The organism is Rothia sp. HMSC066G07 (assembly GCF_001814485.1).
In the GTDB taxonomy this organism is placed as follows: domain Bacteria; phylum Actinomycetota; class Actinomycetes; order Actinomycetales; family Micrococcaceae; genus Rothia.
The window spans coordinates 67,895-89,400 of record NZ_KV816927.1; the positions used below are offsets into that span (position 1 = coordinate 67,895).

General features: G+C 58.4%; 18 protein-coding genes. 11 read left to right on the top strand and 7 right to left on the bottom strand.

Annotated features, from left to right (window positions below; genetic code table 11):
• The first annotated feature begins 494 nt into the window (after nt 1–494).
• The 3 genes from HMPREF2971_RS06050 (at nt 495) to HMPREF2971_RS06060 (ending at nt 4,107) form a co-directional block, all read left to right on the top strand.
• Entirely contained in the window at nt 495–1,766 is a 1,272-nt protein-coding gene (locus HMPREF2971_RS06050; RefSeq protein ID WP_246825058.1) for an MFS transporter, read from the top strand.
• Nucleotides 1,767–1,881: 115 nt separating this feature from the next.
• Nucleotides 1,882–2,172, top strand: coding sequence for an NUDIX hydrolase (locus HMPREF2971_RS06055; RefSeq protein WP_246822917.1), 291 nt, complete (start codon nt 1,882–1,884; stop codon nt 2,170–2,172).
• Between the two features lie 183 nt (nt 2,173–2,355).
• Nucleotides 2,356–4,107: a pyruvate dehydrogenase gene (locus HMPREF2971_RS06060; RefSeq protein ID WP_049350049.1), complete on the top strand. Its 1,752-nt coding sequence runs from the start codon at nt 2,356–2,358 to the stop codon at nt 4,105–4,107.
• A 178-nt stretch (nt 4,108–4,285) separates the two neighbouring features.
• On the opposite strand, the gene HMPREF2971_RS06065 is transcribed toward HMPREF2971_RS06060, so the two are convergent.
• Nucleotides 4,286–5,692, bottom strand: a complete 1,407-nt coding sequence (locus HMPREF2971_RS06065) for a class II fumarate hydratase (RefSeq protein ID WP_049338717.1) — start codon at nt 5,690–5,692, stop codon at nt 4,286–4,288.
• A 224-nt stretch (nt 5,693–5,916) separates the two neighbouring features.
• Nucleotides 5,917–6,636 (bottom strand): carbonic anhydrase, encoded by a 720-nt coding sequence (locus HMPREF2971_RS06070; RefSeq protein WP_005508935.1) that lies wholly within the window; start codon nt 6,634–6,636, stop codon nt 5,917–5,919.
• A gap of 417 nt (nt 6,637–7,053) precedes the next feature.
• Between HMPREF2971_RS06070 and glpX the strand changes: the two genes are divergently transcribed.
• Nucleotides 7,054–8,061: a class II fructose-bisphosphatase gene (glpX, locus tag HMPREF2971_RS06075; protein ID WP_049327916.1), complete on the top strand. Its 1,008-nt coding sequence runs from the start codon at nt 7,054–7,056 to the stop codon at nt 8,059–8,061.
• A 215-nt stretch (nt 8,062–8,276) separates the two neighbouring features.
• Here glpX and HMPREF2971_RS06080 read toward each other — a convergent pair whose 3' ends face one another.
• The 3 genes from HMPREF2971_RS06080 to HMPREF2971_RS06090 form a co-directional block, all read right to left on the bottom strand.
• A complete protein-coding gene (locus HMPREF2971_RS06080) occupies nt 8,277–9,278 on the bottom strand; it encodes a lipid II:glycine glycyltransferase FemX (protein WP_070691906.1) in 1,002 nt (333 codons plus the stop codon).
• Nucleotides 9,279–9,297: 19 nt separating this feature from the next.
• Entirely contained in the window at nt 9,298–9,936 is a 639-nt protein-coding gene (purE, locus tag HMPREF2971_RS06085; RefSeq protein ID WP_049350050.1) for a 5-(carboxyamino)imidazole ribonucleotide mutase, read from the bottom strand.
• Between the two features lie 99 nt (nt 9,937–10,035).
• The gene (locus HMPREF2971_RS06090; protein ID WP_070635024.1) at nt 10,036–11,226 is read right to left on the bottom strand and encodes a 5-(carboxyamino)imidazole ribonucleotide synthase; all 1,191 of its coding nucleotides are present in this window, start codon (nt 11,224–11,226) and stop codon (nt 10,036–10,038) included.
• A 363-nt stretch (nt 11,227–11,589) separates the two neighbouring features.
• Between HMPREF2971_RS06090 and HMPREF2971_RS06095 the strand changes: the two genes are divergently transcribed.
• A complete protein-coding gene (locus tag HMPREF2971_RS06095; RefSeq protein WP_012904046.1) occupies nt 11,590–12,207 on the top strand; it encodes a GtrA family protein in 618 nt (205 codons plus the stop codon).
• 180 nt (nt 12,208–12,387) lie between these two features.
• On the opposite strand, the gene HMPREF2971_RS06100 is transcribed toward HMPREF2971_RS06095, so the two are convergent.
• A complete protein-coding gene (locus HMPREF2971_RS06100) occupies nt 12,388–13,188 on the bottom strand; it encodes a TIGR03089 family protein (RefSeq protein ID WP_044150721.1) in 801 nt (266 codons plus the stop codon).
• Between the two features lie 694 nt (nt 13,189–13,882).
• Between HMPREF2971_RS06100 and HMPREF2971_RS09470 the strand changes: the two genes are divergently transcribed.
• The 3 genes from HMPREF2971_RS09470 to HMPREF2971_RS06115 all read left to right on the top strand — a co-directional run bounded on the left by HMPREF2971_RS09470 (nt 13,883) and on the right by HMPREF2971_RS06115 (nt 16,035).
• Nucleotides 13,883–14,299, top strand: coding sequence for a WhiB family transcriptional regulator (locus HMPREF2971_RS09470; protein ID WP_049346778.1), 417 nt, complete (start codon nt 13,883–13,885; stop codon nt 14,297–14,299).
• A gap of 20 nt (nt 14,300–14,319) precedes the next feature.
• Nucleotides 14,320–14,541 (top strand): DUF3499 family protein, encoded by a 222-nt coding sequence (locus HMPREF2971_RS06110; protein WP_070691908.1) that lies wholly within the window; start codon nt 14,320–14,322, stop codon nt 14,539–14,541.
• 162 nt (nt 14,542–14,703) lie between these two features.
• A complete protein-coding gene (locus tag HMPREF2971_RS06115) occupies nt 14,704–16,035 on the top strand; it encodes a TIGR01906 family membrane protein (protein WP_070691910.1) in 1,332 nt (443 codons plus the stop codon).
• Nucleotides 16,036–16,202: 167 nt separating this feature from the next.
• On the opposite strand, the gene HMPREF2971_RS06120 is transcribed toward HMPREF2971_RS06115, so the two are convergent.
• The gene (locus HMPREF2971_RS06120; protein WP_070691913.1) at nt 16,203–17,849 is read right to left on the bottom strand and encodes a dolichyl-phosphate-mannose--protein mannosyltransferase; all 1,647 of its coding nucleotides are present in this window, start codon (nt 17,847–17,849) and stop codon (nt 16,203–16,205) included.
• 197 nt (nt 17,850–18,046) lie between these two features.
• Between HMPREF2971_RS06120 and rsmI the strand changes: the two genes are divergently transcribed.
• The 3 genes from rsmI to HMPREF2971_RS06135 all read left to right on the top strand — a co-directional run bounded on the left by rsmI (nt 18,047) and on the right by HMPREF2971_RS06135 (nt 21,450).
• Nucleotides 18,047–19,012, top strand: a complete 966-nt coding sequence (gene rsmI, locus HMPREF2971_RS06125) for a 16S rRNA (cytidine(1402)-2'-O)-methyltransferase (protein WP_070691915.1) — start codon at nt 18,047–18,049, stop codon at nt 19,010–19,012.
• Nucleotides 19,013–19,078: 66 nt separating this feature from the next.
• Nucleotides 19,079–20,152, top strand: coding sequence for a TatD family hydrolase (locus tag HMPREF2971_RS06130; protein WP_070691918.1), 1,074 nt, complete (start codon nt 19,079–19,081; stop codon nt 20,150–20,152).
• A gap of 476 nt (nt 20,153–20,628) precedes the next feature.
• Nucleotides 20,629–21,450 (top strand): glycosyltransferase family 25 protein, encoded by an 822-nt coding sequence (locus HMPREF2971_RS06135; RefSeq protein WP_044150717.1) that lies wholly within the window; start codon nt 20,629–20,631, stop codon nt 21,448–21,450.
• Nucleotides 21,451–21,506: the final 56 nt, after the last annotated feature.

The window sequence follows — 21,506 nt, forward strand, 5'->3', positions numbered from 1 at the left end:
CCGTATTGATGCGGCGCTGAACTATGACGGCCACTGCCGTTTTGATTTGGAGTCGGTGCCGCCGGAAGAGCTCTAGACCGGTTACTGGGACTGAGTAAAAGCTGCCGAACTAAACCTGTACATACAGAAGGAGGGGCGACCCGCCGTCATGGCAAGTCGCCCCTCCCAGCATTTTTTATGACAGTTTGTTACATGTTATTGGGTGGTTCTTCCTGTTTTTCTGTGGGAGTGGGGGACTGGAAGCCTAAAGGTTGCCGTGGTTTTATTTTGTTTTTGTCTTCTTTACCTTAAGTTGCGTCTGTGTATCGAGTTATGAGTGGTTTGCATGAGATGCTTTATATATGACACGGGTTACATTGGGAGTGACGGCCCCGTATTAGTCAGTAACCCGAGAAAGATTCGTTCACGTGATGTTCTGGTGAGCGTAGTCGCTTTCCTTTTACTCTGCCTATAAATCTTTAAGGCATGCCATTTTTCTGTGAACTAGGCTCATTGTGTTCATCGCAATTCTTGGTCGCTATTTTGATGCGTCCTGGAAGGAGCAAAGCATGACAACACATAAAATACCCTGGAGAATCTACGTAGCCCTTATTGGCTCTCTGGCGGGTACAGGAATATATTCCTTCGCCCTACCCATTGCGATTCTCGCTAGTACAGGCGAAATTGGGCTGGCTGGCGTAATGGCGGTAGCCATGCAAATCCCCAATATCGCCTTGGCATATCCACTAGCAACCCTATCGGATAGTCTGCCTCGAAAACCTATGATTGTGATTGCCGGGGCAGTAAACATCCTCAGCATCCTTACCTTGGCGTTGATGATTGAGCAGCATATGCTGTCATGGTTCGCCATCGCCGCACTAGGATTTGTGAGTGGTGTCTTCTCTGAGCTGGCTGCTGCCTCAGAAGCAGGATATATTCCGCAGCTTCTCGGACGAGAAAACCTTCTTTCGTACAATGCACGTCGTGAAATTTGCGAGGGAATATCCGCAATCATTGCGCCCCCTACAGCAGGATTTATTGTTCTTGTCGCGGGTGCAACGGTCGGTCTTATCGTCCCGGTGCTCCTTTTCGGGGCGGCAACTATTTCATACGCAACGTTGCCATCCGTAGAGATGGAAACTAAAACTGAGCAACGCGAAACCGCGCAACATGGGTTTATTCACCGCATGTTTGACGGTATCCAATACATGTTCTCCGGTGCCCCGCAGAGACTTATCCTTGTCTACACGTTCTTCTTGGCGGCAGCTACGGCATCGTATTCACTCATCATTATTTACCGCCTGTATGAGGAGCTCACTTTTGAAGCCTCAGTGGTAGGCATGATTATGGCCTGCAGCGGTATCGGCGGTATCGTTGCGGCACTCATCATCGATCGTTTCCTCTCTTTTGAGAACACGCAAGGAATGCTACTGGTCGCCAACGTCGTATCCCTGCTCGGAATACCGCTCGTCACCGTCAGCAATAACCCCGTAGTGCTCGGCGCCCTGCTCTTCATCCTGGACGTAGGATGGGCATCAGCTTTCATCTTCTCCGACAATCTGCGTGACTGCATTACACCGAATGAGCTACTGGGGCGTGCCAGCTCCCTTGACGGTGCCGTGTTTGGGCTAGGAACGCTGTACTCCATGGGCGCGGTAGCACTGATGCTTGACCATCTCGGCTCCTTCAACGCTGCGCTTGTCGTCAGTATCCCGGCTGTACTCTGCCTCATCTACACGCTGGTCCACTATAAACAGTTCAAAGTGTTTAATATCGTTGAACAATAGCGAGAACCCGCTACCAACTCATTGACGGAGCAGAGAACACATACAGAGGGAGGGGCGACCCGCCGTCATGGCGAGTCGCCCCTCCCTCTATGGTTAAGCCGCGAACCTCAGCGAGGTGCAGGCAATTGAGGTGCTGGAGCTGGCGCAGGTGAAGGCTGACCCGCCGATGCAGTTCGGTAATGGTGACCGCTGCCAGTTCTTGGATCATACGTTCTTGTGCCGCTGGGTTTCTGGTGAGGCGAAGGTGAACGATGAGGAGTCTTCGCAGGTGCGTTGGGTGGATGTGTCTGACCCGGCGGAGCGTGCGTTGCTTTCGGAGCGGATGCTGGACCGTATTGATGCGGCGCTGAACTATGACGGTCACTGCCGTTTTGGGTTGGAATCGGTGCCGCCGGAAGAGGACTAGCCAAGCGAGGGTTGCCCTCCGCCCTGCGCGAACGAGACCCGACTTTATGCCAAGTTGATACACCCTAAGTGTTATAAAAACAAGACCTTCTTTGACGAGGAAAGAGTGCTATTCTGAGGGGATACACAGCGTTCCCCCATCGGGCCGTTGCACCCCGTGGAACGCCAACGAAAGAGGGTAATTATGAACTTGGCAGAACAGATTGTCGCACAGCTCGTCGAGGCCGGTGTCACGCGTATCTACGGCGTGGTGGGCGACTCCCTGAACCCCATCGTGGACGCAGTGCGCGCCTCCGGCGGCTCGAAGAACGGCGGTATCGACTGGATTCACGTGCGCCACGAGGAAGCCGCGGCCTTTGCCGCAAGCGCCGAGGCCCAGGTGACCGGTAAGCTGGCCGTGTGCGCCGGCTCGTGCGGTCCGGGCAACACCCACCTCATCAACGGTCTCTACGATGCCAACCGCTCCCACGCTCCGGTGCTGGCGATTGCTTCCCACATCCCCTCCGGCCAGATTGGTAGCGGATACTTCCAGGAAACCCACCCCGAGCGCATCTTCGAGGATTGCTCGGTCTACAACGAGATGGCAGTCTCTGGCCACCAGACCCTGCGCATCATCAACTCCGGTATGCGTCACGCTATCGCCCGCCGCGGTGTGGCCGTCGTATCGATTCCCGGCGATATTGCCATCCAGGATGCCGTTGACCACGTGCCCGCATGGGGCGACTACCGCCCCGGCACTATCGTTCCCGATGAGACCACCGTGCGCGACCTGGCCGATCGCATCAACGCGGCCAAGAAGATTTCGATTTTCGCTGGTGCCGGTGTGGCCGGTGCACATGATGAAGTCGTTCAGCTGGCCGACCGTGTCGCGGCTCCCGTGGGCCACACGATGCGCGGTAAGGAGTACATCCAGTACGACAACCCCTTCGATGTGGGAATGACCGGTCTTCTGGGCTACGGTGAGGCCGCAGAGGGTATGAAGGACTCCGACCTGATGCTCCTGCTGGGTACCGACTTCCCCTACGACCAGTTCCTGCCCAACGTGCAGACCGTTCAGATTGACCGTGCCGGCGAGGTGTTGGGCCGCCGTACCAACGTCGACCTGCTGATTGAGGCTGACGTTGCCGCAACCCTGAAGGCCGTTCTGCCCCTCGTGCAGCGCAAGAGCGACCGCTCGTTCCTGGAGAAGCTCCTGAAGAAGAACGAGAAGATCATGACCAAGGTCGTCGGCGCCTACACCCACAACCCCACCAAGGGCAAGATTCACCCCGAGTACGCCGCATCCGTGCTGGATGAGCTGGCCTCCGATGACGCCATCTTCACCGCGGACACCGGCATGTGCAACGTGTGGACCGCCCGCTACATCACCCCCAACGGCAAGCGCCGTCTGCTGGGTTCCTTCCTCCACGGCTCCATGGCGAACGCCATGCCTATGGCCCTGGGCGCCCAGATTGCCGAGCCTAACCGCCAGGTCATCTCGGTCTCGGGTGACGGTGGCCTGTCCATGATGCTGGGTGATATTCTGACAGCGGTCATGTACGATCTGCCGCTGACCATCGTGGTGTTCAACAACTCCACCCTGGGCATGGTGAAGCTTGAGCAGCTGGTTCAGGGCTTCGAGGACTTCGGCGTGGATGTGCCGCTCGTCAACTACGCCGACATCGCAACCGCCGCTGGTTTCCAAGCTCAGCGTGTTGAGAAGGCTGAAGACCTGGAAGGTGCGCTGCGCAACGCCCTGGCTCACCGCGGCCCCTCCCTGGTCGAGATCATTACCGACCCCAACGCTCTGTCGATGCCGCCCGAGGTCGAGGCCAAGCAGATCGTTGGCTTCGCCACCTCGCTCTCCAAGATTGCGCTGAACCGCGGCGCAGCGGAGGCCGTGGCAATGGCTCGCTCGAACCTGCGTAACATGTCCGCGTGGAGGCAGTTCAGCTAGTCCGTAAGGGATGCTTAACGCTACCGGAGGGGCCCGTCGAAAGGCGGGCCCCTCCGTCGTATCTACTACTTTTGCGCACGTGGGAGGCAAGACGAACATAAGAAATCGGGTGTGACGATACCGTAGGAACAGTAGCGCCACACCCGATTCTGTATGCGGTGTGATCAGACGATTTGGATTAGAAGTTGCCCAGCATCTTGGTGACGTCCAGAGCCGCATCCAGCTGCTCCTCAGTCACTTCGCCGCGCTCCACATAACCCAGAGCCACAACTGCCTCACGGACAGTCACCTTGTGAGCCACCGAGTACTTAGCGATCTTCGCAGCAGCTTCGTAACCAATCAGCTTGTTCAGCGGGGTCACGGTCGACGGCGAAGCCTCAGCCAGGAAGCGGCAACGGTCAACGTTAGCGGTCAGACCGTCAATCATCTTCTCAGCCGAAACGCGAGAAACATTAGCGAGCAGGCGGATCGACTGCAGCAGGTTAGCAGCCATCACCGGGATACCCACGTTCAGCTCAAACGCGCCGTTAGTGGAAGACAGAGCAATGGTTGCGTCGTTACCGATGACCTGAGCGGCAACCATGATGGTAGCCTCACAAATCACGGGGTTGACCTTACCGGGCATAATCGAGGAGCCGGGCTGCAGATCGGGGATGTGCAGCTCGCCCAGACCGGTGTTCGGGCCCGAACCCATCCAGCGGATGTCGTTGCTGATCTTCATCAGGCCGTACGCCAGGGTGCGCAGCTGACCGGAAACCTCAATCAGGCCGTCACGGTTAGCCTGAGCCTCGAAGTGGTTACGAGCCTCGGTCAGGGGCAGGCCGGTCTCCTCAGCAAGCAGCTCAATCACGCGAGCGGAGAAGCCGTCGGGGGTGTTGATGCCGGTACCCACAGCGGTACCGCCCAGGGGAACCTCAGCCACGCGAGGCAGGGAAGCGTTCACACGCTCAATACCGTAACGCACAGTTGCGGCGTAGCCGGAGAACTCCTGGCCCAGGGTGATGGGGGTTGCATCCATCAGGTGGGTACGACCGGACTTCACAACGTCCTTGAACTCAGCAGACTTGCGCTCCAGGGACTCAGCGAGCACCTCGAGAGCGGGAATCAGGTCCTTCACCAGAGCCTCGGTCACAGCAACGTGCACGGAGGTGGGGAAGACGTCGTTGGAGGACTGGGAAGCGTTCACGTGGTCATTGGGGTGAACCTCAATGCCCTTGGACTCCAGGGAACGGGTTGCCAGGGTTGCCAGAACCTCGTTCGCGTTCATGTTCGAGGAGGTACCGGAACCGGTCTGGAAGACGTCAATGGGGAAGTGGGCGTCGTACTTACCGGTTGCCACCAGATCCGCTGCGTCGCGGATAGCCTGGGCGCGCTCAGCGTCGAGCACCTTGAGTTCCTCATTGGCGGTCGCGGCTGCCTTCTTCACGAGGGCAAGCGCACGAATATGGGCGGATTCGAGGGTCTGACCCGAAATCGGGAAGTTCTCGACTGCGCGCTGGGTCTGTGCACGGTAAAGTGCATCAGCCGGAACGCGAACTTCGCCCATGGTGTCATGTTCAATGCGGTATTCAATGTTTTCAGCCATACCTCTAGCATAGGCGTTCAAAGTGGCTTACGTCGCCTCGAAAAGGTGTCAAAAGAGGAAAAACGCTCATAAATTTTGAGGCGTGAGAAGGCACGTAAAAACCCCGCCCCGGTAGATGTGCGAACACGCTACCGTGGCGGGGGTATCCCATAGAAAAATCTGTTGTTAAGTGCGAGCATGTGGGTTCTCGCGCTAAGGCTCGTAATGAGCGGAGAAGAGGAAACCTAGTCCAGGTTCTCGGCAACCACAACGCGCGGGGGAGTCTTCACGACCACCGGAAGCGTCTGAGTCGGCGGGTTCTGCGCGTCGTTCTTCTCCTCCGGCAGGGTCAGATCCTGCGAACTGAACACCAGCTCCGCCTTACCCTCCTTCAGATGGTAGAAGACACCAATCACGGCGACCTTACCCTCAACCACCGCATCCGAAATGATGTGGGACTGCTCAATAATGCGGATGGCGGTCTGGCGGGTGTGCTCACGCACCATGTCGTTAACGACCGGGTTCTCCGGCAGCTTCGGGGACATCACCGAAGGCAGGATGTGCTGCACCAGGTTACGGATGAAGCCGTGCGGCATCTCACCGGACTCCAAGGACTTGCTGGCCGCAGTCACAGCACCGCAGGAGTCGTGACCGAGAACCATCACAATGGGGGTCTCAAACTCATCAACCGCGTACTCCAACGAACCGAGCGCGGCATTCTCCAGGACGTGGCCGGCGGTACGCACCACGAACGCGTCGCCCAGGCCCAGATCAAAAATAATCTCTGCCGCGAGGCGAGAGTCACCGCAACCGAAAATCGAGGCGAACGGGAACTGACCCGATGCCAGGTCGGTACGGCGAATCGTGTCCTGGTTGGGGTGCTCGTTGCTGCCCTCAACAAAACGGCGGTTACCGTCCTTCAGACGCTTCCATGCTTCTGCGGGAGTCGGTTGGATGCCAGCCATGTGATGCTCCTTAGCGGACAAGTACAGATAACGCATGCCGTCGGAGGCAGCGAATCTGCGAACGGGTATGTGGGGCTTCAGGCGCTCGCGCTGAAGCTGAGTTTCTCGCCGGGAGCCTCCCGGAGAAAGAACCTACCTCAAATATGCCTTAAATATGCGAAAAATAGCTAGTTTGGCACGCCTTCACAACACCCAAAATCAGTGCCTCAGAGCGTATGAAGCGCCGAAGAGAGACGCAGCCCTCACCAATTTGCCGCATCTGCTCACCTTAAAGTCAACACGCACGCAAACTCGTTCAGAACAAGAAAAACGAAGCGCCCGCGCGCTATCCTGAAAGGAGCACTACTGCGTCGGCGACTTCGTGCTGGAAAGAACCAGCCAGCCGACGGTGTATTCAGAAATCTCGAAGGTGAGTCTATGACTACGAACAACAACCACGGCGATCGCAACCTCGCAATGGAACTGGTCCGCGCGACTGAGGCAGCAGCAATTGCTGCAGGCCCCTGGGTCGGCGCAGGCGAAAAGAATCTCGCAGATGGTGCAGCCGTAGACGCAATGCGCTACCGCCTCTCCACCGTCAACTTCAACGGCACCGTTGTCATCGGTGAAGGCGAGAAGGACAAGGCTCCCATGCTGTACAACGGCGAGAACGTCGGCGACGGCTCCGGTCCCTCCCTCGACGTGGCGGTTGACCCCATCGACGGTACCCGCTTGACCGCACTCGGCATGGACAATGCCCTCTCCGTGATTGCTGTGGCAGACGGCGGCACCATGTTCGACCCCTCCGCAGTGTTCTACATGGAGAAGCTGGTCACCGGCCCCGAAGCCGCAGAGTTCGTCGACCTGCGCCTGCCCGTCAAGCAGAACCTGCACCTGGTCGCTAAGGCTAAGGGCAAGAAGGTCAGCGAGCTGACCGTATGCGTGCTGGACCGCCCCCGCCACGCCAAGCTGATCCAGGAGATTCGCGAGGCCGGCGCCCGTACCCGCATCATCCTCGACGGTGACGTCGCCGGCGCTATCGCAGCCTGCCGCGAAAACACCGGCGTGGACCTCATGCTCGGCACCGGCGGCACCCCCGAAGGTGTTGTCGCAGCATGCGCTATCAAGGCAACCGGTGGCGTCATCCAGGGCCGCCTGGCACCGACCGACGAGGCAGAACGTGAAAAGGCACTGGAAGCCGGCCACGACCTCGACCGTGTGCTGACCACCAACGACCTGGTCACCAGCGACAACTGCTTCTTCGCCGCAACCGGTATCACCGACGGCAAGCTGCTGCGCGGCGTGCGCTACAGCAAGAACGTTGTGACCACCCAGTCGCTGGTTATGCGTTCCTCCTCGGGTACCGTGCGTACCGTCGAGGCAGAGCACCGCCTCTCCCGCCTGCGCGAGATTCTCTCGCACACCAAGAGCCCCGAAGAGCAGTAATCTTCGAAGCGCAGTAATCCTCGAAGCGCAGTAATCCTCGAAGGGCAGTAATCTTCGCCCCCGCAAGGGCTGAGGAGCCGCGCTAAGACTCCTCAAACATTGCACATACATACACAGGGAGCCGCCCCCACCGAAGAACTCGGTGAGGGCGGCTCCCTCATGTATTTAGCTTTTAGTTCTCAGGATACGCCCCAGTAAGGACGAGCCTGAACCCGTTAGCGAGAGCGGAAAGACTGAACCTTCGCCTTCGCCTTCGACACAGCATCACGAACTGCCGGACGAGCCTTGTACGCCAGCGTGTAGGCGCGGTAACCCAACGAGGTTACCGGAACATCCCAGGTACCCGGGTACTCCACCGACTCGCCGCCGAAGGACTTCTTGAACTTCGTGAAACCAGCCCACTCGTGATCCGGCTGATCCTCCGGCGCAATACCGAAGAGGTCAACGTACTTCAGACCCTTACGCTTAGCGTCCAGGATAAAGTTCGTCACCACCACAACACCTGCACTAAGGTTGCGGTGCTCAAAAGAAGCCGCAGCGTGCGCGTAGGTGCGGGTGTCATCCGAATCGTACACAAACGCCGCCGCGATCGGGGTGCTCTCACCGTTCTCATCGGTCAGCTTCGCAATGTACAGGGACGCCGCACCGGCGGGCATCAGCACGCGAGCAACCTGCATCAGGTACTCATCCTGCTGACGGTTAAAACCGTTACGGTCCGCGGTTTCCTCGAGGAAGCCGAAGAGAATCGTCATATCCGAGGGATTGGTCGAAACCTCAACGGTCACGCCCTTTTTGTGGAGATTACGATGACGATTACGGTAACTGGGGATCATTCCCTTGAGGATTTCGTCCTCAGAGCCCGAAAGATCAATAATCTGAGTGTGCGAAGGCTGCACCTGGCGAGGAGCCAGAACCGCGCCGCGACGAGCCAGGAATGTAGCGACATCCTGGTCACCCCAGATTGCCGATTCTGTAGGCTCGATACGCACGAACAGACAACGGTGCTTCGCGGCCTCTTCCTTCAACGACGCGAGAGCCTCGTCGAAGGCCACAGCGCTCGAAGCAACCGGTCCGTACGGGCTGTACAGGTAGCGGCCGGTAGCGCCGCCCTCAACGGTTGCAAGGTACGACCAGCCGTTACCGCTCTTACGGATTACGGTGTGACCATTAGATTCCTGAAAACGTGCCCAAATATCGGACTGAAGAATATTGCTCATACTTCTAGTGTATCCGAGCTTAGGGAACGTAAGCCTGGGGCTCCGACGAGGCCTCGGGAGCAGAAGCGGGGCGGGGGGCGGAGGAGCTCTCCTCCGCCTCGCGCTCGGCCGCTGCCTTAGCCTTCGCCTCGGCAACTCGGGTGCGCAGAGCGGCTCCCTTGTCCATCGCGGTCTGGCGCAGATCCTGAGAGAACTGACGCAAATCAGCGTGAACCTGCTGAGCAAACGCATCGGTACCCGAACCCAGAATACGCAGAGCCAGCAGACCCGCATTGCGAGCACCGTTAATGGAGACGGTAGCTACCGGAACACCGGCGGGCATCTGAACAATCGACAGCAGCGAGTCCATGCCCTCGAGGTTCTTCAGACGCACCGGAACACCAATCACAGGCAGAGCGGTCACGGAAGCGAGCATACCGGGCAGGTGAGCAGCACCGCCAGCACCGGCAATAATCACGCGGATACCGCGGCTGTGAGCCTTCTTGCCGTACTCAATCATGTCCTCGGGCATGCGGTGTGCAGAAACAACATCAGCCTCGTAAGGGATGCCGAACTCGTCCAGAACCTCGGCTGCGGCCTCCATGACCGACCAATCCGAATCCGAACCCATCACAATGCCAACAATAGGCTGGGAAGAATCATAGGGAGACTGAGACATAATCCTCATATCCTTTCAGGATGCGGTGGCGAACCACCATCATTAGGGGGATCCGGATACGCAGGATGTGCCCACCCCACGCACCGGCTAAAAATAGGGCTACAGGGGGCGGCCGTCACGCAAAATGGAGGCGGCATTCGCGGCGCTATGGCGCAACGCCTCAAGCTCAGCCACCGTGCCGGTAATGTTCACGTGACCAATCTTGCGGCCCGGGCGGGTTTCCTTGCCGTAGAAGTGAATCTTCGCGCGCGGTTCAGCTGAAAGCGCCAGCGGGTAGACGCCGAAAATGTCTTCGTTCTCGCCGCCCAGGTAGTTCTTCATCACGGCAACACCCTCCAGCACGGAGGTATCACCCAGCGGCAGGTCAAGTACCGCACGCAGATGCTGCTCAAACTGGCTGGTCACCGAGCCGTCCTGAGTCCAGTGGCCGGTATTGTGCGGGCGCATCGCCAGCTCGTTGATGTAGAAGCCGGCGGGGGAGCCGGGCACCTCGAAAAGCTCAGCAGCCATGACACCGGTGACCCCCAGCTCGGAGGCAATGGTCACAGCAGCGGCTGCGGCAGCCTCAGCGATCTCGGGGTCCAGGTTCTGCGCGGGGGCAATAACCTCGTCGCAGATAGAGTTCACCTGGATGGTCTCAACGACCGGCCAGGGGCGCACCTCGCCGCTTTCACGGCGAGCAACCAGCGCGGACAGCTCACGGGTGAAGGGCACTTTCTCCTCGGCAAGCAGGGCGGAGAAATCAGCGCGGGAAGGCAACTGCTCGAACCACGCAGTACTGCGCTCGCGAGCCTCCTCGGGGGAATCCAGAACGAGTACGCCCTTGCCGTCGTAACCGCCGCGCGGGGTTTTCAGCACTACGGGCCAGCCGATTTCATCGCCGAAGGCGAGCAGCTCGTCCAGGGTAGAAACCTTAGCCCAGCGGGGGTTCGGCAGGCCCAGACGCTCAATAGCGGCGCGCATCAGGAGCTTGTCCTGAGCGTACTGCAGAGCCTCCGGGCGGGGTTGCACATTTACGCCCTCTGCCATGAGGGTGCGCAGAAATTCAGTGGGCACGTGCTCATGATCGAAAGTGATGACATCCTTGCCGCGAGCAAATTCGCGGAGGGTGTCCAGATCTTTGTAGTCCCCGACGGGAGCGGTACGTACCGCTGCCACGGCGCCAACGGTGGGCGCCTCCGCGAGAATCTGCAGGTTCAGGCCAAGGTTAGTTGCTGCGGGAGCCATCATGCGGGCCAGCTGGCCGCCGCCGATGACACCAATTACGGGTCCAGTCACAGGGTAAGTCACATCACCTAAGTGTACCGGGTTCGGAGTGCTTATGGGAGCAAGACCACATGAAGGTCGCAGAATGGGTTCAACTGGGCTTCAGAGCCCAATATTTGGGCGTGAATACCGGAAGAAATCGTAAAAACCTGCCTTCTGCGCGGTCAGGCAGAGACGAAACTATCAGCGCATGATGAAAAGAGTCACCCGGTAGCTGAGAGGTCTATGGAAAAACTCCCAAAGGGACAAACAACGTACCGGGACTGTACTAACATATAAGAGCTTGTAAAAGAGACCGAAGCGCCACGCAGTGACAACGTAACCAACGCTCACCGTCGCAGCATCGGCACCTTTTTCTCCGATAAAACCCCGCTAGATAGGCCCCGCATGAGCGCACAGACGAAACCGACCATTACCGAACGCCTGAAATCCCTCTGGGACAGCTACGGTATTGAGGTTCTCAAATTCGGTACCGTGGGCGGCGCCGCCTTCATCGTCAACTCTGTGACGGTGTGGGTGCTGATGATGACCATCATGTCGGAGTCCCACACCAAGGCGAAGGTTGTAGCGAGTGTTGTCGCAACCATCTTCTCCTGGCTCATGAACCGCCTGTGGACCTTCCGCGACTCCCGCTCCGAAAACTGGAAGCGCGAAGCTATCGAGTTCGGTCTGGTGAACCTGCTCGGTATTCTCGTCGAAGCCGGCTGTGTGGCATTCAGTACCTACGTGCTGAACCTGCGTACCCCCGAGGCGTCCTTCATCTCCGGTACGATTATCGGTACCATTCTGGGCACCATTCTTCGCTACTTCCTCTACCGCTTCTGGGTGTACGGATCGCACCGCAAGCAGGTTGAAAAGGGCGAAGGCACCGACCACGAAGAGCTCGGCCGCATGTTTGATGAGGCCGCCGCCATTCTCGACGGCGAAGAAACCACCAAGCAGAAGGCACGCTCTGAGGCGGCTGCATCCGAGGCGCAGTCGAAGCCCGGCTCGCAGAACTCCTAAGCTCCTCGGATTGTAGAAGCAGCATAGTTAGAACGTGATATAACGATTCATCCCCCGATACGAACGGTATCGGGGGATGAATCATTTAAACCCCTATGTGCTTGTTGGTGCTGTGTCTGCTGGTACCCTGCGCGGTCGTTAGCCTTCCGCGCGATTTTTCGGGCAACAGGGGAAGGCGCATTATGCGCGGGGAATCTCCACCGCACGCTCAGCAACCATCAGAGAGGCCAGCTGTCCATCCTGCCAGTTGACGCTCGGGTCAGCCACAAACACCGCATGCCCCGAAGCCAAAATAGCTAGGACCTCCAGCAGAGCGCTCAGGGTCGCCTCCGAAGCATCAAAACCGTAGTCGGGGCTCAACTCCAGTGCGAGCGCCCGCTGCCCCGAAGGTAGCGTGTACCCCGCCGTGCGATAGGTCTGTGCCTGCGCAAGAACCTGCTCGTAGGCTTCCGCATAGCTGAAACCCTCAATAATTTCTGCCGAATCATCGGGAAGTAGACCCGAGTACTGGTCGCCAAAGCTGCGCACCAGAGCGCAGTAATCGAGTACCTCCTCGGCGTGCGGAGCCAGTGCCTGCAGATCGCCGGTGTAGGAAAGAGCCAGCGGCGCACGGTCAACCGCCAGAAGGTACGCGGGGTCATTCGTGTAGCCCGCCTCCTGCTCGGTGCAGACCACGGCAACCAGCGGCTCGTCCTGATCGAGGATCGCGCCCACGCGCAGAGCCGCCAGACCCAGAACAATAGTGCGCCAGTGCAGGGGAGCCTGCAGATCAAAACCTTCATCGGGCGCCAGTTCGCATTCTTCAACCAACAGGTTTGCGCTCTTGTCTACCCAGTTCATGAGGACCCTGCCGGAGAGCTCAATACGCTCGCCTGCCGCCGAATACCAGATGAGGGCGGGAGTTTGTTGAGTGCTGAGTTTCTCGAAGAAACGGTTCAGAGTCGTGGGCGCGGACGCGCCGGTGGGGGAGAGAGTAACCATGGGTTTCACTCTACCTCACGGTTCAGAAGGAGCGGAGGCGCAGGGACAATTCCGGGAGCGGAGAGGAGGGGAGGGCCGATTGCCGGGCTAGAAAAGTACAGAAGTAAAGTAAAAACTTCTGATGGTGCTTGAAAAAACCTAATGATGAAAAACCTTTGCACTAACTAAGGTCCTATTTTGAAATAGGGCATGCAGATAAATTGGGAATATAAATGTTTCGCAATAAGCCTGGAAAAATATGCAGAACATGGATGTCAAAAAGATAAACTTTTCTTTTCGAATTTCCTGAAAATTTCTGGGAGTGGGGTTTGGGAGATTCCTGCAGGGGGTTGCACCGCCGACTTCCCTTATATTTGCGGTCAAGATGCGGAATTTGCATTCGGCGGCAAGTGGTCCTGAAAGGGGAAATTTGAGGCTGGCTCAAGATGTGACCAGGGGCAAGTGAAGGGGTGAAAAATATATAAAGGTCAAATTCACATTAAATATGACGCCTGTAACACATACATCTAAACATTGATTAAGTCTAGTTTGACGAAACGGCGTGTCGCACGTCTAATAGATATATAAGCGTGTTTGCTCTGGAAGGGACCGTAGAGGCCAGAGCAAACCATGCCACACCATACACACGAAGATTCCGTCCACGACGGATCCGCAGACTCATTAAGTTCACAATGAGAATACGGAAGGAAAACCCATGGGCTCCTACATTGCATCCGACCGCTCTGTCGCGGCCGCGCGCGCATCAGGCGCTCAGCGCCGTAGCATGAATCCCACTCAGCCCCTCGAAAAAGCCGCCGACGCCTTTCTCACAGAAGCAGAACGAAACATGCCTGCCTGCACCGACGTATGGACCGCCGCGGCAGGACTCTACGGAACCGAAGGCGAAGACGGAGAACTCGCCTGGCAAGCTGAAGCGCTTTGCGCCCAAACCGACCCCGAGGCCTTCTTCCCCGAGAAGGGCGGCTCCACCCGAGACGCCAAAAGGGTATGCGGTGTATGCCCCGTGCGCGAAGAATGTCTACAATATGCAATGGACAATGACGAGCGCTTCGGAATCTGGGGCGGGCTGTCAGAACGTGAACGCCGCCGACTGCGTAAGCAGGCGAACTAAGCCAGGAAGGTACCACCCACATGCAGACCGCACGACTGTGCTCCCGCCAGACCTGCCAGCGAGAGGCGACTGTTACTCTCCAGTACTCCTACGCAGACTCCACGGCACTTATCGATGCACTCTCTGAGTTCCGCGAACCCCACGCCTATGACCTCTGCGACCATCACGCTGCACGGCTGACGGCACCCCAGGGTTGGCGAGTGGTCTACAAGGTACCCGTTCAGGACACCACCGAATCCTAGAATTCCCGAATTCTAGAATTCAAAACTAAGAATTAAACACCCGAATGCAAAGAACCTTCCGCGAATTCATGCGGAAGGTTCTTTGCGTATGAGAAACTGGCAGATAGTACAGACACCCGCAACTCACTCAAACACCGATCACTCGAAAAGAACGCGAGATCCATGACCCAAGAAACACACCGAGGAATGTGGGGCGCACTGCGCCCGGCCATCCGCCGCACCAGTGCCGAAGAACTACTCCACGCCCGACGCACCGAAACTAAAACCAGCGAACCGGCACCGCACACCGGCGCCTTCGGGCGCATCGCAGCAGACGTACCCACCGTCGCCGAAGAACCCGACCTGCCTACCGGCTCCGTACCCGTCGTACCCGCACGCAGCAAACTCCGTGAACAGGGCGTCGGCACCCGCGTGCGCACCCGCACCAACGTCTCCACCGGCTTCGTGCCCCTCGTTCGCGACTCGCAAAGCACCCCCAAAAACCCGACCCTCAGCGACCTCAACCGCGAAACCATGCAGAGGGCAGCAGAAGCAGAAGCAGCAGCAGCAGAAGCCGAAAAAGCCGCTGAAGCAGAAACCGTCGCCACAGCGGAGGCGGCAAGCGCCTCCACCGCCGGACGCAAGTACCGCACCGAAACCACCCGCACCGGCCACACCCAAGCGGTCGCAGACCCCAACGCGCCCCTGTCCTCCCTGGCAGCCTCACCCGAGGCCGCAGAACGCGCCGCGGCACGCGAAGACGCTGTGGAAGACACCCCGCGTTTCCTCAAGCTCCGTGCAACCCTCATCGCGCTCACCGTACCGCTGACCGTACTCATGATCGCGATCCGCACTGTAGCTTCCGCGCCCTTCCTCTGGCTCGAATATCACCGCCCCGGATTCCCCGAAGACAGCTACGGCTACTACCTCGTCGAGAGGATGCGCCTGGGCTCCTACGGCGTGGACTACATCAACAACTTCGCGCCGCGAGAATACCTCGCCCGCGTTACCACCGGTGCCGATAATACCCTCGCCTTCACCGAAGCAGAAGTGAACCACATGCACGACGTGAAGTGGGTACTGCTCATCGCCACTGTAGCCGTTGCCGCGCTCTTCTTGGTGACCCTCTTTAGCAACATTTCCCTGCGTGAGCGCGCCCCCGGAACCATCCGCCGCAGCCTCTTCACCGGCGCGTGGATTACCCTGGGACTCATCGCGGTGCTCGGCGTTGTGGGCTTCTTCGGCTGGGAATGGCTGTTCACCACCTTCCACCAGGTGTTCTTCCCGCAGGGCAACTGGGAGTTCTCCGTACGAAGCTCCCTCATCCGCCTTTACCCGCCGCAATTCTGGATCGATGCAGCAATCGCCGTAGCGGTCCTCGTGGCAGTGCAGATTACCCTCCTGCTCGTGACCACCTGGCCCACCAAATACCGCAAGCTCAAGGCAGAACGCCGCCGCCAGGAACGCCAGGACCTGCGCGTCAAGCTCGCCTCCGCACGCGTCAGCGACAACTAACACACGCGTCGGCGACAACTAAAAATCATCAGCCACTTCACCGCGCAAGCCAGCGCGGAAAGGGCACCCAAAGGGGGCTGGGCTCTACCACACGGTAGAACCCAGCCCCCTTTGCTATACCTAAGCTCGCATCGCTCGAACCTAAAAACCGAGGCTAGATTCCGAGCCTAAATCCAGGACTTAAACCACATATGCGAATACCACTGCTCATACGGAATCACCTGAGCAGTCCACAACGGCATAAAGTACGCGCTCAACACCAGCACACCCACCAGGTAAATCGCCACCAGCGTCACGCCCAAACGAGCACGCAACACCGAACCACGAGCACCCGACAGCGCCAGACCCAAAACACCCGCCAACAGCAGGATCAGGAACGGCTCAAAGGACAGGGCGTAGAAGTAGAACATCGTGCGAGTTGGGTACATAAACCACGGGAAATAGCCCGCACCGAACACAACCAGCAGCGCGCCAAAACGCCAATCCCGCTTCAGCAGCAGAACCAGAAGCGCCACAATAATCGCCGGAATAAAAGCCCACCAAATCGCCGGGTTACCGATATTCAAAATAGCCTCGGAACAGGACTTCACGGTACAACCCGAAGAACCCAGCTTCGGCGACTCATAGTAGTACGAGGTCGGGCGACCCAAAACCAGCCACTGCCACGCCTGCGAAGAATACGTATGCGGGCTGCTCAAACCAGAATGGAACTTAAACGCCGAGACATGGTACTCCCACAAGGAACGCAAATCCTCAGGAAGCCACATGACACCCTTGCCCGGGTTCTCAACAGCCCAACGGCGGAAATACGCATTCGACGACTGGAACCAGCCCGCCCAAGTGCTCAGATACACCAGCAGACCCACACCAATCATCTGGAAGAAGGCGGGGATGCCGTCACGCACCAGCGCCGTCAAACCCCACTTGTGCAGACCCACAATACGGCGAGCATTAATATCCCAGAACACCGTCAGCAGACCCATCGCCGCAACGAAGAACAGCGAATTCCACTTCACGCCCACCGCGGCACCGGCGCACACACCGGCAGCGAAACGCCACAGGCGCAGACCCATGCTCGGGCCCCACGGCATCGGCGGAAGCACACCGCCATTCTGGCGTGCCGCCTCCGCAATATGGCGTGCCAACACGCGCCGCGCCTGAATACGGTCAAGCACCAGACACGCAAAAGTCGCCAAAATCCAGAACATCTGGAAAATATCCAGCAGAGCCAAACGAGACTCCACCAGCATCAGACCATCCACAGCAGCCAGCAGCGCCGCAATAGTCGCCACCGTCATCGAACGGAACAGCAACCAGCCAACATAGGCAATCAACGCCACCGACAGGGTGCCAATCACCGCAGCAGAAACACGCCAACCAAAGGGATTATTATCACCAAAAATCGCCATGCCCGCTGCGATCATCCACTTACCCAACGGCGGATGCACCACATACTCCGGCGAATCCGTCAACAGGCCCGACGGGTGACCCGCCGCAAAGGACGCATTAGCGTCCTTCGACCAGCTCAACTCGTAGCCATAATGCACATACGAGTAAGCGTCCTTGGCGTAGTAGGTCTCATCAAAAACAATGGCGTTCGGATGCGCCAAATTATAAAAACGCAGAATACCGGCAACCAGCACAATCAGTGCGGGCGCCAGCCAACCCCAACGCGGGGCACGAATATAGGCAACAGCGAGCGCATCCAGCAGCGAATCGAGGCTGTAACGACCACGTTCAGACGAAGAACGGGCCGAATCAGCCTGACCAGCTGGAGCGGCAGATGCGGGAGAAAGTAGCTTAGGTATCTTCACCCCATCAATCCTAAAGGGTCAGAACGCACGATGCACCATTTCAGCCCGTGAACAGCATATATGACGCGCTCGGAGCCCCACCCGCACTAGCTACTTCTATCGGCGGGCTCACCCGGTAAGCCCACCCGGCACCGGATTGAGCGCGGGCGTTACACTTAGTGGGTACACGAAGACCAGACACAGACATGAGGCCTGCCATGACCGCACCCGCAGAATACACCGAAGAAACCGCCGCCCCCTCAGAAACCACAGCCCCCTCAGAAACGGTCAAGGCACTCGAGATTGACACTGCTGACACCGCAGACACCGCCGTCACCGCCGAAGAAGGCGGCGTGCTCATCCTCGGCGGCACCCCCATCGGCAACCTCGCTGACGCCTCCGACCGACTGCGCTCAGCCCTCGCCACCGCAGACCTCATCGCCGTCGAAGACACCCGCAAGCTACGAACCCTCGCCTCCGGGCTTGGTGTGCGCACCCGCGGCCGCATCATCGTCAACCACGACCACAACGAAGCCGAACGTAGCGAAACCATCGTGCAGGCGGTACAGGACGGTCAGCGTGTGCTGCTGCTCTCGGACGCGGGCATGCCCGCCATCTCCGACCCCGGCTACGTTGCCGCCGCAGCCGTCGCAGAAGCCGACCTGCCCGTCACCGTGGTGCCCGGCCCCTCCGCCGCGTTGACCGCGCTCGCGCTCTCCGGTTTGCCCACCGGACGATTTACCTTTGAGGGTTTCCTCGCCCGCAAGGGCTCCGAGCGTTCGCGCCGCCTCGCCTCGCTGGCGGGGGAGGAGCGCACCATGATTTTCTACGAATCCCCGCACCGTACCGCCGCAACCCTGGCAGACTTCGTGCAGATCTTCGGCGCTGACCGCCGTGGAACTGTCAGCCGTGAGCTAACCAAGCTCCACGAAGAGGTTCGACGCGGTACCCTGGCAGAGCTTGCCGAATGGGCTGAGTCTGAGCGCGTCCGCGGCGAAATCGTCATTATTGTCGAGGGTGCACAAGCCCCCGAAACCCCCGAAGCACAGGACGTAGTGCAACTGGTCCTCGACCGTGTAGCGGGCGGCGAGCGCCTCAAGAGCGCCTGCGCCGCGGTTGCCGCTGAGACCGGCACCTCCAAGCGCGACCTGTATGAGGCGGCACTGGCTGCCCGCTCCGAATAGCCCAGAATCACCGCGCAATTTTACCCCCTAAGTTTTACCCCGCTGTTTTATCCCGAGGATTTATCAATGTGTCAGAGCTATCCCGGTCCTGAAATCACCCAGGAGTACCTGAACTCCCTCGCCGCCCTGGCGAACTACACCCTGCCCACCCCCGCGGCACTTCAGGCAACCGCCCTGCCTAACGGCTGGACGCCTGTCCCCGGTGAAGTCCCCGCACCCTATAAGGCGGAACTCTACACCGGCATCAGCGACGCCGAAGGGGGAGAAGGCACCCGCCGTCGCTCCACCACCGGCGAGAACGGCCGCAGCCGTAACCTGGTCTTCCCTCCCGCCCCCGAGCCGCTGCCGTACCCCATCGTGGATAACCACACCCACATGGACCTGCTCGACGGCGAAGTGGAAATCAGCGCCCGCGATGCAATCGACGCCGGCGAAAAGCTCGGCATCGCCGGCATTGTGCAGGTCGGATACGATATCCCCTCCTCCCTGTACGCGGTCGCCGCCGCGCAGGCTGATGAGCGTGTCCTCGCCGCCATTGCGATTCACCCCAATACCGCCCCCGAGCTGGCTACAGCCGGTCAGCTGGAGGCGGCGCTAGCCACCCTCGACGAGCTCGCCACCGCCGACCGTGTACGCGCTATTGGTGAGACCGGCCTGGACTATTTCCGCACCGGCGAGGAGGGTAAGGAAGCACAGCACTACAGCTTCCGCGAGCATATTCGCATTGCGAAGAAGCACAACCTGGCGTTGCAGATTCATGACCGTGACGCGCACGAGGATGTTGTGCGCATCCTGGATGAAGAGGGCGCACCGGAACGTACCGTGTTCCACTGCTACTCGGGCGGCCCGGAGCTTGCCGAAATCTGCAATGAGCGCGGCTGGTACATGAGCTTTGCCGGCACGGTGACTTTCAAGAACTCGAAGGGTATTCAGGAGTCGTTGGTGATGGCTCGTCCGGAGCTGATTCTGGCTGAGACGGATGCGCCGTTCTTGACCCCGCATCCGTTCCGTGGCCGCCCGAATGCGTCCTACATGACGAACTACACGGTGCGGTTCATGGCGGCTCACCGCGGTGAGGAGCTGGAGGCGCTCTGCCGCCGTATCCGTGAGAATTCGGAGCGCGTTTACGGTCAGTGGTAGGCGCGTACAGCCTGTAGCGGAGAGCTACTCTGGATCGCCTGCGTATTGCCTTGGCTCCAAAGATGCGTTTGGCGAATGCAAAGAACGCCCTGGACGCCACCATTGATGAGGTGAAGCAGCGTCTGGGCAAGGCGAAATAAGTAAGCCTCTTTGAGAAAGCCTTTCTTTGTCATATATGTATGGCGGGGAGAGGCTTTTTTGTAGCTATTTTCAGCTCTAGTGCGTGAGGTAGCATGTAACGTGCGAGACATAACAGGGGGCCGTACGCCAATTGTTGGGTACTATCATTCAATTGAATGATAGTGTATTTTTATACATACGATTCATCACTCACTGACTGGGCGACTTGTTATCGTGCGCGCATATTTTCTGCGCGCTTTGCGTTTGTCGTTGCCAAGTCAATACTCGGCACTCATGCGTGGCTTCTGTCGTTTCAGATAAAGACTGTATGGGCGTGCCACAGCAAAGGGAAAACCATGGCAAAAATCCTGAAATACGTTCTGGGACTGGACGACGCGAACCGTTTTGATTCTTTCTTCTCGGTGGGGGCACCCGCTCAAGATTTTCAGCGTTATTCTGCGGTGGATAACCGCGATGATCACGTCACTGATGCGCAATTCGATAGCAAGCAGTTCTTGGCTCGTTACGGTAAAGAGCCGAGGCCTGCCGAGAAGGGTTGCGCTTTGAGCCACTACCACATGTGGAAGGACTTCCTCGCTTCAGATGCCGACTGGGCTTTGTTTGCTGAGGACGATGTCCTCATTTCCCCTGACCTGCAACCTGTAGTGGATAGGATTATCGAAAAGTATCCTCACGTGCAGATGGTTAACCTGGGCGATATCTACGCTTCTGAAGCTGGCAAGCTCACCCCGCAGGTTGATTACCCTCGTCTTTCGTTGCTTTCTCCTTTTGTGTACGGCAAGTACCGTATGGGTAATGCCTATGGTTCAAAGCCTCTGTATGGTGCTGCCCTGTATCTTCTTTCGCGTTCTGGGGCTGAACGACTCGTGGAATGTTATGGAGAGACGGTTCCTGGCGTTGTTGCCGATGATTATTCCCTCTATCGAGAATGGGGGGTAGACGTATATTTGGTGCAACCCGGTCTATGCGGTTGGGAAGGTACTAGCCTCATTCAAACTTCTGGCGTTCGTCACTTGGAAAGCCTCAAGAGCACGCAGCATGGCACTGGTTTTCTCGATCGGTTGCGCATCGCCCTGGCGCCGAAGAAGCGTATTGCGAACGCGAAGAATATTCTGGAAGCCACCATTGATGATGTGAAGCAGCGCCTGGGACGATAACCCAGAGACGGATTGGGCTACTGTCATCACATAAAAATCTAAATATGTGGGTCTTC